This window comes from Acidovorax sp. ACV02 (genome assembly GCF_014851475.1).
GTDB lineage: Bacteria > Pseudomonadota > Gammaproteobacteria > Burkholderiales > Burkholderiaceae_C > Acidovorax > Acidovorax delafieldii.
The window spans coordinates 1-11,505 of the sequence record NZ_JACUZU010000008.1; the positions used below are offsets into that span (position 1 = coordinate 1).

Here is an 11,505-nt window from a genome sequence, read left to right on the forward strand (position 1 = left end):
CGGTGTTCAACTTCATCCCCAAGACGGCGATGGAGTTCTACAAGGCGGTGGCCAGCGATGACACGGCCACGCAGCACCGGCTGCTCAAGTCGTTCTTCATGCCGTACCTGGCCATCCGCAACCGGGTCGAGGGCTATGGCGTGTCGATCATCAAGGCGGGGGCGCGCATCGTGGGCCATGACGGCGGGCCGGTGCGGGCGCCGCTGACGGACCTCAAGCCCCATGAGATGGAAGAGCTCAAGGCGCTGATTGACAAGCTCGGGCCGCAGTAAACGCGGCCTGCGGATTCATTCCTTTCCTCATCCACCCCCGAGGCCCCGCAGAGGGCCTGCCATCACTACTTTCGGAGACACCCTCATGTACGTTGCCAAGAAACTGCTGCTTGTTGCTGCCGCCTGTGGCCTTGCCTTTGCCGCATCTGCGCAGACCGCCGCGCCTGCTGCCACCTGGCCCGATAAACCCGTGACCATCGTCGTGCCGTTCCCGGCCGGCGGTTCCACCGACATGGTGGCCCGCGCCATGGCCCTGCACATGGGCGACAAGTTGGGCCAGAACTTCGTGGTGGACAACCGCCCGGGTGCCACGGGCACACTGGGCGCGGGCATGGTCAAGCGCGCGCCAGCCGATGGCTACACGCTGCTGGTGTCGTCGCTGGGTGCCTTTGTCGTGGCGCCGCATTTGCTCAAGAGCGTGCCGTACGACGCCCTCAAGGACTTTGACTACATCACCGTGCCGGTACAGGCGCCCAACGTGCTGGTCGCAGCCCCCGGACAGAAGGCGCGCACCGTGAAGGAGGTGATCGCCCAGCTCAAGGCCAACCCGGGCAAGGTGAGTTTTGCCAGCTCGGGCAACGGCTCGTCAGACCACCTTTCTGCCGAAGTGTTCTGGCAGCAGAGTGGCACCGAAGGCCTGCACATTCCCTACAAGGGTGGCGCACCGGCCATCAACGACCTGCTGGGCGGGCAGGTGGAGTTCTCGTTCCAGAACGTGAACGCCGTGTTGCAGCACATCCGTGCGGGCAAACTGCACGCCATCGCTGTGACGGGCGACAAGCGCAGCCCTGTGCTGCCGGATGTACCCACGCTGGCCGAAGCGGGCGTGACCGGTGCTGAGGTGTACTCCTGGCAGGGCATGGCCGCACCCAAGGGCCTGCCGCCTGCACTCAAGAAGAAGCTCGCGGACGCCGCCATCGCAGCCATCAACGACCCTGCCGTGAAAAAGCGCATGCTGGACCAGGGCCTGGAGATTGTCGGCAGCACGCCCGAAGCCTTCACCGCCTACCAAGCGCGCGAATTTGCCCGTTGGAAGACCGTGATCGAGACCCGAAAAATCACCGCTGATTAATTCGTTACAACCCCCTGAGTCGCTTCGCGCCTTCCCCCTTCTCTCGAACTACTGCGTAGTTCGGGAAGGGGGACACCGCCAGCGCGGCGGGGCGGCCCTTGCGCGGCGGTTCTGGCATCGGCCGCGCGCTTTCGACCGGATCGCCTGACTCCCGCCTTCGCAATCCAATACCACCATGAACACACCTTCCATTCCCTCCAAGGCCTTTGCCACCAGCACACCCGTTATCACCGAGCTGCGCGTGGTGCCTGTGGCTGGCCACGACAGCATGCTCATGAACCTGAGCGGCGCGCACGGTCCGTTCTTCACGCGCAACCTGCTTATCCTGCGTGACAGCGCGGGCAACACAGGCGTGGGCGAAGTACCCGGCGGCGAGAAGATCCGCCAGACCATCGAAGATGCGCGACCGCTCATCGTGGGCCAGCCCGTGGGTCACCACAACGCCGTGCTCAATGCCATGCGCGCCCAGTTTGCTGACCGCGATGCGGGCGGGCGCGGCCTGCAGACCTTTGACCTTCGCATCACCATCCATGCCGTGACGGCGGTGGAGTCGGCCTTTCTCGATCTGCTGGGCCAGCACCTGGGCGTACCCGTGGCTGCGCTGCTGGGCGACGGCGTGCAGCGCACATCGGTGCAAATGCTGGGCTACCTGTTCTATGTGGGCGACCGGGCAAAGACCGATCTGGCCTACCGCACCGAGCCCGGCGCTGACAACGACTGGTTCCGCCTGCGCAACGAAAAGGCGATGACGGCTGAGGGCATCGTGCACCTGGCCGAGGCCGCTTACGAGCGCTATGGCTTTGCTGACTTCAAGCTCAAGGGCGGTGTGCTGCGTGGCGAGGAAGAGGTCGAGGCCATCCGCGCGCTGCACGAGCGCTTCCCCGAAGCGCGCGTGACGCTGGACCCCAATGGCGGCTGGCTGTTGAAAGACGCCATCCGCCTCACGCGCGACCTGCACGGTGTGATGGCTTATGCCGAAGACCCCTGCGGCGCAGAAGGCGTGTTCTCGGGCCGCGAGGTGATGGCCGAGTTCCGCCGCGCCACCGGCCTGCCCACCGCTACCAACATGGTGGCCACCGACTGGCGCGAAATGGCGCACAGCCTGGCGCTGCAGTCGGTGGATATTCCGCTGGCAGACCCGCATTTCTGGACCATGGCCGGATCAGTGCGTGTGGCGCAGATGTGCCAGGCCTTCGGCCTGACCTGGGGCTCGCACTCCAACAACCATTTCGATGTTTCGCTGGCCATGTTCACCCACGTGGGCGCCGCTGCCCCGGGCCGCGTGACCGCGATCGACACGCACTGGATCTGGCAGGACGGCGAGCGCCTGACGAAGCAGCCGTTCCAGATCAGGAATGGTTTCATTGACCTGCCCGAGAAGCCCGGTCTGGGGGTGGAGCTGGACATGGACGAGGTTGAGCGCGCCCACCGCCTGTACCTGCAGCACGGCCTGGGGGCCCGCGACGATGCGATTGCGATGCAGTACCTGATCCCCGGCTGGAAGTTCAACAACAAGTCACCTTGCATGGTGCGCTGAGGCGGTTCCAAAACACAAAGCCCTCCAGTGGAGGGCTTTGTGTTGGTGGCAGGGCAGGGGATCAGGCCATCCGGTCTTCCGCCCGTCGCCGGGGCAGCTGGCGCTTGACGGATGGGCGCTGCAGGCGCTGCTTGGGGTCCACGCCCTCGGGCAGGCTGGTGGCGCGCTGCAGTTGCAGGTGGGCCACCAGGCCGCCGGTGCTGGAGTTGGCCAGCGCAAAAATGCCGCCCATGCGCTGCACCGTCTTGTCCACAATCGACAGCCCCAGGCCTGCACCTGCCGCCGCCGTGCGTGCCGAGTCGCCCCGGAAGAACGGCTTGGTGAGGTTGGACAGCTGCTCAGGCGGCACGCCAGCGCCGTGGTCGCGCAACTTGATCAGCACCCAGTTTTCGCGGCTCTTGGCAGCGATGTCCACGTTGGTGATGCCCGTGTCCTCGTTCTTGCCGTAGCGCCGGGCGTTTTCCAGCAGGTTGGAGATCACACGGGCCAATTCCACCTCGTCTGCCAGCACGTTCAGGTCCTCAGGCACTGCCATGGTGATCTGCAGCTCGCGGTGGTCCTGCACTGCGTACACACATGACGACACCACCGCATGCAGGTTCACCGGCGTGAGCGTCACGTGGTCGGGCCGTGCGTAGTCCAGAAACTTGTCGATGGTGGCGTCTAGCTGCACGATGTCGGCCACCATGTGCTCGCGGGCCACTTCGTCGGTCACGCTCATTTCCGTTTCCAGCCGCAGGCGCGCCAGCGGCGTGCGCAGGTCGTGTGAAATGCCCGCCAGCATCACGGCGCGGTCCTGTTCCAGCTTGGCCAGCTTTTGGGCCATGCGGTTGAAGCCGATGTTCACCTCGCGGATTTCGCTGGTCACCACTTCTTCGTCGAGGTGGCTGGCGGCAAAGTCACCGTCTTTGACGCGGTTGGCCGCATAGGACAGCTGCTTGAGCGGGCGGTTGATCAGCCGTGCAATGGCTGCGGCGCCGGCCAGCGACAGCGCGGCGGCCGTGATCAGCCAGATCAGCCAGGTGCGTCCCCCTGCCGGGCTGAAGCGCGAGCGGTCCATCAGCAGCCAGTTGGGGTCGCCGTTGATGTTGAAGCCGACCCACAGGCCGTTTTCTCCGTTCACGCTTTGCGCCACGATGGTGTCCGGGCCCAGGCGCATGGTCAACTCGTCGGTCAGGCGGTTGCCCAGGGCCGTCGGATCGAGCAGTGCGTACTTGTCCTTGGGCTCGCGCGGCAGGATGCGCACACCCTCCTGGTCGGCCATGGTCTTGATGAGCGACACGCGCGCGATGGCGTCGGAGTGCACCAGCGCGGCGCGGCTCAGGTTGACCAGCGATGCAATCTGCTGTGCGGTCTGCAGCGTGCGCGGTTCAAACTCCAGCGCGCGCAGGGTCTGCAGCCACGCCAGGATGCTGCCCACCAGCAGCAGGGCCAGCAGAAAAAACGTGCGCCAGAAAAGGTTCAGACCGACGCGCGCACGCTGTTCCCGCGCCCGCCGAATGGCCTCCAGCGGGGCAGGGCTGGTGGCGTCGGAGGGGGCGGTGACAGACTTGCGGGACGAAGATCTCGGCTTGCCCTCAGTGTTGGCCATGAACTATCAGCTCGTTCCGTCCGGCACAAACACGTAGCCCACGCCCCAGACGGTCTGGATGTAGCGGGGCGCTGCGGCGTCCACTTCCACCAGCTTGCGCAGGCGAGAGACCTGCACGTCCAGGCTGCGGTCGAAGGGCTCGAACTCGCGGCCGCGGGCCAGCAGAGCCAGCTTTTCGCGCGACAGAGGCTGGCGCGGGTGGCGCACCAGGGCCTTGAGCATGGCGAATTCGCCGGTGGTCAACGGCAGTTCTTCGCCATTGCGCTGCAGTGCGCGCGTGCCCAGATCGAAGGTGAAGGGGCCAAAGGTGACGACTTCGTTGTCCCCCGATGGGGCGCCCGGGGCTTCCTGGGCGGGGCGGCGGCGCAGCACGGCGTGGATGCGGGCGAGCAGCTCGCGCGGGTTGAAGGGCTTGCCCAGGTAATCGTCGGCGCCCACTTCCAGGCCCACGATGCGGTCCACGTCCTCGCCCTTGGCAGTGAGCATGATGATGGGAGTGCGGTCGTTGGCGGCGCGCAGGCGGCGGCAGATCGACAAACCGTCTTCGCCAGGCATCATCAGGTCCAGCACGATGATGTCCACCGTCTCGCGCAGCAGCAGGCGGTTGAGGGCCTTGCCGTCTTCGGCAACCATGACTTCAAAACCCTCTTGGGTGAGGTAGCGGCGCAGCAGGTCGCGGATGCGGGCGTCGTCGTCCACTACCAGAACTTTGTCGGTGCGATTGGGTGTTGTGGCCATGTTGATCTCAAGTCCAATTTGTAACAGAGCCAATTCTGACCAGTTGGAACGCCGAAGTTCGGGTTTGGAGGCCGGGTTTGACCAACTGTTACAAGTTTTGCCCAGCTTCGCACCTCGTGCGACATGGCTTTGTCAAGGGCGTAGCGCACTGCGGTTAAGGTGGTGCCCCGCACCCCTGGCAACCGGGGCGTGCACCAATGACAAGGACCGAGTGATGATGAAAAACACTACCAAATTGATAGCTGCCAGTGCATTGATCGCCTGCGCAAGCGCCGCTTTTGCCCAAAATACACCGGCCCCTGAGCTGCGCAATGTGGTGCAGCTGTCGGCCACGGGCACGGTGGAGGTGCAGCAAGACCTGCTGGTGCTCAACCTTGCCACCAGCAAAGAGGCCGCCGACGCCGCTACCGTGCAAACCCAACTCAAGCAGGCGCTGGATGCTGCACTGACCGAGGCCAAGCGCAATGCGCAGCCAGGCCAGCTGGACGTGCGCACCGGTCCGTTCGGGCTGTACCCCCGCTATGGCAAGGACGGCAAGATCAACGGCTGGCAGGGCCGGGCAGAGTTGGTGCTGGAGGGCCGTGACTTTGCACGCATCACGGCCACCGCCGGCAAGATTCAGACCTTGGCGATCAGCCAGGTGGCGTTTGGTCTGTCGCGCGAGGCCCGCGCCAAGGTGGAGTCCGAGGCCCAGACCCAGGCCATCGAGCAATTCAAGGCCCGTGCGGCCGAACTGGCCAAGGGCTTTGGATTTGCGAACTACAGCTTGCGCGAAGTGGCGGTGAACAGCAATGAAATGTCGCCCGGCCCCCGGCCCCGCATGATGGCCGCCGAGGCCAAGGCGGCGTCGTTCTCGGACTCAGCCGTGCCGGTGGAAGCGGGCAAGGCCCAGGTCACGGTGAACGTGTCGGGCTCGGTGCAGATGCGCTGAGGCCTCTGAGCCCCCTGAGTCGCTGGGTGTGCCCTGTTTGAAATAAAAACGGCTGCAAGCGCTAGTGCAATAAGCGCTGGCAGCTATCAAAAGCAGAGCGATTGCTCAGCACCGGCTTACTGAGCAGCCCAGCCGCCGTCCATGTTCCACGCCACGCCACGCACGTTGTTGGCGGCGGGGGAGCAGAAGAACACGGCCAGTTCGCCCAACTCCTCGGGCGTAGTGAACTGCATCGAAGGCTCCTTCTCGCCCAGCAGCAGCTTCTTGGCTTCTTCATTGGATATGCCGTGTTCGGCGGCCTTGGCGTCCACCTGCTTTTGCACCAGTGGCGTCAGCACCCAGCCTGGGCAGATGGCGTTGCAGGTCACGCCGGTGGTGGCGTTTTCCAGCGCGGTGACCTTGGTCAGGCCCACGATGCCGTGCTTGGCGGCTACATAGGCGGACTTCTGAGCCGATCCCACCAGGCCGTGCACCGACGCCACGTTGATGATGCGGCCCCAGTTGGCGCTCTTCATCGCGGGCAGGGCCAGGCGCGAGGTGTGGAAGGCACTGGTCAGGTTGATGGCGATGATGGAGTCCCAGCGTTCGACGGGAAAGTTCTCCACATTGGCCACATGCTGGATGCCTGCGTTGTTGATCAGAATGTCCACGCGGCCAAACTGGCTGGCGCTGTACTTCATCATGTCTTCGATGTCGGCCACACGGCTCATATCGGCGCCGTGGTAAGCCACCTGGGCGCCCGCAGCCTCGCCAGCTGCCAGCACCTCGGCGCGGGGGCCATCCACATCGCCAAAGCCGTTGAGCACGATGTTGGCGCCCTGGCGCGCCAGGGCCTTGGCGATGCCAAGACCAATGCCGCTGGTGGAGCCGGTGACGAGGGCAGTTTTGCCTTTCAGCATGGGAGTCTCTCCGAATGAATTACGATGCGACGACAAGAAAAAGTCGGCACTCAGGGGCAAGCGATGGGTGCCAACGACCACAGCATTATCGAGCGCTGCCCCCGGATTTCGCACCCATGATTGAACCTACGCTGAACTACGTACTGTGCCCAGGCCCCGCGGCCTCGCCGGAGACTCCAGACCGCGCACCCGCTCCCGCACAGCAGCACCGCATGGCGTATTGGGAGTGGAACGCCACCGGCAACCCGGCGCACCCGCACGTCATCGTCTGCGTGCATGGCCTGTCGCGCCAGGGGCGGGATTTTGATACCTTGGCCCGCGTGCTGAGCCAGCATGCACGGGTGATCTGCCCCGACGTGGTGGGCCGGGGGCGCAGCGACTGGCTGGCCGACCCCATGGGCTACCAGATTCCCCAATACGCGGCGGACATGCTGGCATTGCTGGCGCAGTTGCACCAGCAAGCCCCTATCACCACGCTGGACTGGGTGGGCACGAGCATGGGCGGACTCATCGGCATGGGCATCACCGGCCAGCCGGGCCTGCCCTTGCCGGTGCCTGTGCGCCGGCTGGTGCTGAACGATGTGGGGCCTGTCATCCAGTGGCAGGCGCTGCAGCGCATCGGGCAGTATCTGGGGCAGCCCGCACGTTTTGGTTCGCTGCAGCAGGCGGCCGATGCAATGTGGGCCATCTCCACCAGCTTTGGCCCCCACACGCCCGCCCAGTGGCTGGACTTGTCGCGCGCCATGGTGCGCGAGCTGCCGCAGTCCACCGGAGGCGGCCTCGCGCTGCACTATGACCCGGCGATTGCGGTGCCGTTCAAGACGTTGACGCAGGAGGCTGCGGCGGCGGGCGAGGCGGCGCTGTGGCAGCTGTATGACCACATCACGGCCCAGACGTTGCTGTTGCGCGGTGCGCAGTCGGACCTGCTCTCGCGCGATACGGCGCAGGCCATGGCGCAGCGCGGGCCCCGGGCCCGCGTGGCGGAGTTTGAGGGCGTAGGTCACGCGCCCACACTGGTGGCGGAAGACCAGGTCGCCGCAGTCGCGGATTTCCTGCTGGCGGCAGAAGGTGCTGTGGCCGGATGAAAACCAACCCTCCTGCACCAGCGTCTCTCACCCCCCAGGCCGACGCTGTCCCCCAGCTCATCGCCGCCACGGCGCACACCCTGCCGGAGCAGGTGAACGCACTGGCCCGCGCGCGTGCTTTTGCCGAACCCCTGATGGCGGGTGAGACGCTCGACTCCGGCGAGAACACGCTGGCCCATGCCGATGCCGTGGCCGCCATCCTCAAGGGTATTGGCGGTTCCGAAGCCATGCAGGCGGCCAGCTATCTGGTACACGCCTGCATCCATCTGAACAAACCCGAGGAGGTGATCGCCAAGGCCTTTGGCGCCAACTTCGCGGCGCTGGCGGTGGAGACCACCAAGCTGATGCGCGTGCAGCAGCAGGCCCGCGCGGCTGCACCGCTGGACGACCCGGCTGTGCAGACGGAGAACGTGCGCAAGATGCTGCTGGCGTTCTCGCGCGACCTGCGTGTGGTGATGCTGCGGCTGGCCTCGCGCTTGCAGACGCTCCGTTTTCATGCGGCCAGCAAGCGCCCCGTGTCGCCCAGCCTGGCGCGCGAGTCGCTGCAGGTGTTTGCGCCGCTGGCGAACCGCCTGGGTATCTGGCAGGTGAAGTGGGAGTTGGAGGACCTGTCCTTCCGCTTCCTGGAGCCCGACACCTACAAGGAAGTGGCCCGCCTGCTCGACGAAAAGCGCGGCGAGCGCGAGGTCTACATGGAGCAGCTGCGCGCGCGGCTCGAATCCGACCTGCGTGCGCGCAGCATCAGCGCCACCGTGGCGGGACGCCCCAAGCACATCTACAGCATCGTCAAGAAGATGCGTGGCAAGTCGCTCAACTTCGACCAGGTGTTCGACATCCGCGCGCTGCGTGTGGTGGTGCCCACGGTGAAGGACTGCTACGCCGCCCTGAGCTGGGTGCACGAGCAGTTCAAGCCCATCGTGGAGGAGTTTGACGACTACATCGCCAAGCCCAAACCCAACGGCTACCAGTCGCTCCACACCATCGTGCGGGACGACAACGGCAAGCCCATCGAGATCCAGATCCGCACCCAGGCCATGCACGAACACGCCGAGCATGGCGTGGCCGCGCACTGGGCCTATAAGGAGGCCGGGGCGAAAGGTTATGCGGGTGTGTCTGCAACGGGCGAGTACGACGCCAAGATTGCCGTGCTGCGCCAGCTGCTGGCGTGGGAGCGGGACCTGGCGGGCGCGTTGCCCAACCGGGGCTTGTTCGAGGACCGCATCTACGTGCTGACCCCCGATGCCGCCGTGGTGGAGCTGCCCCAGGGCGCCACCCCGGTGGACTTTGCCTACTCGGTCCACACCAGCCTGGGCCACCGCTGCCGGGGCGCCAAGGTCGATGGTGTGATGGTGCCGCTCAATACCCCGTTGCAAAACGGGCAGACTGTTGAAATCTCCACGGTCAAGGAAGGGCGCCCCTCGCGCGACTGGCTCAATGCCGAGCTGGGCTATCTCACCAGCAACCGCGCCAAGGCCAAGGTGCGTGCCTGGTTCAACGCACAGGCCACGCACGAGACAGTGGCCCGGGGCCGCGAGGCGGTCGAAAAGCTGCTGCAGCGCGAAGGCAAGACCGCCATCAAGCTCGACGATCTGGCGGTGCAACTGGGCTTCAAGTCGGCCGACGCGCTGTTTGAGGTGGTGGGCAAGGATGAGTTTTCGCTGCGCAACATTGAAACCGTGCTACGCCCGCCCGAGCCCGTGCTGCAGCCCGACGACTATCTGCTGCTCAAGAAAACACGCACCAACGATGCGGCCCCCAAGGGCGGTGTGCTGGTGGTGGGCATCGACTCGCTGATGACGCAGCTGGCCAAGTGCTGCAAGCCCGCACCCCCGGACACCATCCGTGGCTTTGTCACGCGCGGCAAAGGGGTGAGCGTGCACCGTGCCGACTGCAGCAACTTCCGCGAGATGGCGGCACGCAACGCCGAGCGTGTGATCGAGGTGGAGTGGGGCGTGCCCAAGCCATCGGCATCCACGGCGGTGTACCCGGTGGACGTCGCGGTGGAGGCCGCCGACCGCCAGGGCCTGCTGCGCGACATCTCGGAAGTGTTCGCCCGCGAAAAAACCAATGTGATCGGTGTGCAGACCCAGTCCGTCAAAGGCACGGCGTGGATGACGTTCACGGTAGAAGTGTCCGACTCAGGCCGCCTGAACAAGGTGCTCGGCATCGTGGCTGGGGTGCAGGGCGTCCGTTCTGCCCGCCGCCGTTGAGGCGAGACGCGCGCGGGCCTTGCCTGTGAGCCCGCTTCGCGCGCGTTGTGCTATTTGTAGCCTGCCGAGCTCGAGGGGGCGATTTTTATGGCTATAATCGTGGTCTTGATAACGACAGGCGCGTAGCTCAGCTGGTTAGAGCACCACCTTGACATGGTGGGGGTCGTTGGTTCGAGTCCAATCGCGCCTACCAAGTTTTTCTGAAAGAAACCAGCTTTCAGTTCAAGAAAACTTGGCAACAACACCGCAGGCGGTGTTCATGCAGCAAGCCACCGTAAGGTGGCTTTTTTGTTTTTGCTTCATTCTTTCGCTTCACGCGCTGTTGCCGGGCTGTGGTGTGTGGTGCAGGAAGCTCCACGACACACAGCGCCGGACCTATCAGTCACACGTGCGACACTCGGTTGTCCTGCGTCCTCAGGGTATTCCTTTGCCGCAGCGGCGCAGCAGTCTCCCTAGAATGTGCTGCACTGCAATACATGGGTTTTGAGCCCGAGGAGTTCGTTGTGTCCGAACCGAAAACCGCTGCGTCCAAATCGACCCAGCGCGTCATCAAGAAGTACCCCAACCGCCGTCTGTACGACACAGACACCTCCACCTACATCACCCTGGCCGAGGTGCGCCAGCTGGTGATGGACCACCAGAACGTGGTGGTGCGCGACGCCAAGACGGGCGAAGACCTCACACGCAGCATCCTGCTGCAGATCATTTTGGAAGAGGAGGCGGGCGGCGCCCCGATGTTCACCGAGGCGGTGCTGGCCAACATCATCCGGTTCTACGGCCATGCCATGCAGGGGTTCATGGGCGCGTACCTGGAGAAGAACGTCCAGGCCTTCACCGACGTGCAGACCAAGCTGGCCGAGCAGTCCCAAAGCGTGACGCCCGAGATGTGGGCGCAGTTCATGAGCCTGCAGTCGCCCATGCTCAAGGGCATGATGGGCAACTATGTCGAGCAGTCGCAGACCATGCTGGCCCAGATGCAGGAGCAGATGCAAAAGCAGACGGAGCAGATGCTGGGCGCATTTGGACTGAAAAGATAGCCCCCGAGGCGCCTGCGGCGCCTTGCCCCCGGGCGGCGCCGCTATAGCGGCGGTGCTGCCTTTAAATCGCGGCTGCGGGCTGGTGCAGCACCGGTTGCGCAGGTTGCGGCAGGTGGCAAACCTTGCGATGAAT

The 11,505-nt window shown here is 64.9% G+C and carries 9 protein-coding genes, 1 tRNA gene and 1 pseudogene; 8 read left to right on the plus strand and 3 right to left on the minus strand.

Features of this window, described 5'->3' with window-relative positions:
• The 3 genes and pseudogenes from IB236_RS18990 to gudD all read left to right on the plus strand — a co-directional run.
• Window positions 1-272, plus strand: a pseudogene (locus tag IB236_RS18990) (5-dehydro-4-deoxyglucarate dehydratase); the annotation flags it as partial.
• 85 nt (window positions 273-357) lie between these two features.
• A complete protein-coding gene (locus tag IB236_RS18995) occupies window positions 358-1,344 on the plus strand; it encodes a tripartite tricarboxylate transporter substrate binding protein (protein ID WP_192421818.1) in 987 nt (328 codons plus the stop codon).
• A 175-nt stretch (window positions 1,345-1,519) separates the two neighbouring features.
• Entirely contained in the window at window positions 1,520-2,881 is a 1,362-nt protein-coding gene (gene gudD, locus IB236_RS19000; protein WP_192421819.1) for a glucarate dehydratase, read from the plus strand.
• Window positions 2,882-2,942: 61 nt separating this feature from the next.
• Here the strand turns inward: gudD and IB236_RS19005 are convergent, their stop codons facing one another.
• Both IB236_RS19005 and ompR read right to left on the minus strand, forming a co-directional pair.
• Entirely contained in the window at window positions 2,943-4,472 is a 1,530-nt protein-coding gene (locus IB236_RS19005) for a sensor histidine kinase (protein ID WP_056064216.1), read from the minus strand.
• A gap of 6 nt (window positions 4,473-4,478) precedes the next feature.
• Window positions 4,479-5,210 carry a two-component system response regulator OmpR gene (ompR, locus tag IB236_RS19010; protein ID WP_015014739.1) on the minus strand — a complete coding sequence of 244 codons (732 nt, stop codon included), beginning with the start codon at window positions 5,208-5,210 and terminating at the stop codon, window positions 4,479-4,481.
• Window positions 5,211-5,427: 217 nt separating this feature from the next.
• On the opposite strand from ompR, the gene IB236_RS19015 reads away from it, so the two are divergent.
• Entirely contained in the window at window positions 5,428-6,141 is a 714-nt protein-coding gene (locus IB236_RS19015) for an SIMPL domain-containing protein (protein ID WP_121944006.1), read from the plus strand.
• A gap of 116 nt (window positions 6,142-6,257) precedes the next feature.
• Here IB236_RS19015 and IB236_RS19020 read toward each other — a convergent pair whose 3' ends face one another.
• Window positions 6,258-7,040 carry a 3-hydroxybutyrate dehydrogenase gene (locus IB236_RS19020; RefSeq protein WP_056064213.1) on the minus strand — a complete coding sequence of 261 codons (783 nt, stop codon included), beginning with the start codon at window positions 7,038-7,040 and terminating at the stop codon, window positions 6,258-6,260.
• A 116-nt stretch (window positions 7,041-7,156) separates the two neighbouring features.
• Here IB236_RS19020 and IB236_RS19025 point away from each other — a divergent pair, with 116 nt between their 5' ends.
• From IB236_RS19025 to phaR, 4 genes are all read left to right on the plus strand, one after another.
• A complete protein-coding gene (locus IB236_RS19025) occupies window positions 7,157-8,125 on the plus strand; it encodes an alpha/beta fold hydrolase (RefSeq protein ID WP_192421820.1) in 969 nt (322 codons plus the stop codon).
• On the plus strand, window positions 8,122-10,335 hold the full coding sequence (locus tag IB236_RS19030; protein WP_056064207.1) for a bifunctional (p)ppGpp synthetase/guanosine-3',5'-bis(diphosphate) 3'-pyrophosphohydrolase: 2,214 nt from the start codon (window positions 8,122-8,124) through the stop codon (window positions 10,333-10,335). Before IB236_RS19025 ends, IB236_RS19030 begins: the two co-directional genes overlap by 4 nt.
• A 116-nt stretch (window positions 10,336-10,451) precedes the next feature.
• Window positions 10,452-10,528 (plus strand) — tRNA-Val (locus tag IB236_RS19035).
• Between the two features lie 283 nt (window positions 10,529-10,811).
• Entirely contained in the window at window positions 10,812-11,372 is a 561-nt protein-coding gene (gene phaR, locus IB236_RS19040) for a polyhydroxyalkanoate synthesis repressor PhaR (protein WP_056746647.1), read from the plus strand.
• Window positions 11,373-11,505 lie beyond the last annotated feature (133 nt).

What these genes read in the sequence shown, in the direction of transcription:
- IB236_RS18995 (WP_192421818.1), top strand. Translation starts at nt 358, where the DNA reads ATGTACGTTGCCAAGAAACTGCTGCTTGTTGCTGCCGCCTGTGGCCTT.
- gudD (WP_192421819.1), top strand. Translation starts at nt 1,520, where the DNA reads ATGAACACACCTTCCATTCCCTCCAAGGCCTTTGCCACCAGCACACCC.
- IB236_RS19005 (WP_056064216.1), bottom strand. Translation starts at nt 4,472, where the DNA reads ATGGCCAACACTGAGGGCAAGCCGAGATCTTCGTCCCGCAAGTCTGTC.
- ompR (WP_015014739.1), bottom strand. Translation starts at nt 5,210, where the DNA reads ATGGCCACAACACCCAATCGCACCGACAAAGTTCTGGTAGTGGACGAC.
- IB236_RS19015 (WP_121944006.1), top strand. Translation starts at nt 5,428, where the DNA reads ATGAAAAACACTACCAAATTGATAGCTGCCAGTGCATTGATCGCCTGC.
- IB236_RS19020 (WP_056064213.1), bottom strand. Translation starts at nt 7,040, where the DNA reads ATGCTGAAAGGCAAAACTGCCCTCGTCACCGGCTCCACCAGCGGCATT.
- IB236_RS19025 (WP_192421820.1), top strand. Translation starts at nt 7,157, where the DNA reads ATGATTGAACCTACGCTGAACTACGTACTGTGCCCAGGCCCCGCGGCC.
- IB236_RS19030 (WP_056064207.1), top strand. Translation starts at nt 8,122, where the DNA reads ATGAAAACCAACCCTCCTGCACCAGCGTCTCTCACCCCCCAGGCCGAC.
- phaR (WP_056746647.1), top strand. Translation starts at nt 10,812, where the DNA reads ATGGGTTTTGAGCCCGAGGAGTTCGTTGTGTCCGAACCGAAAACCGCT.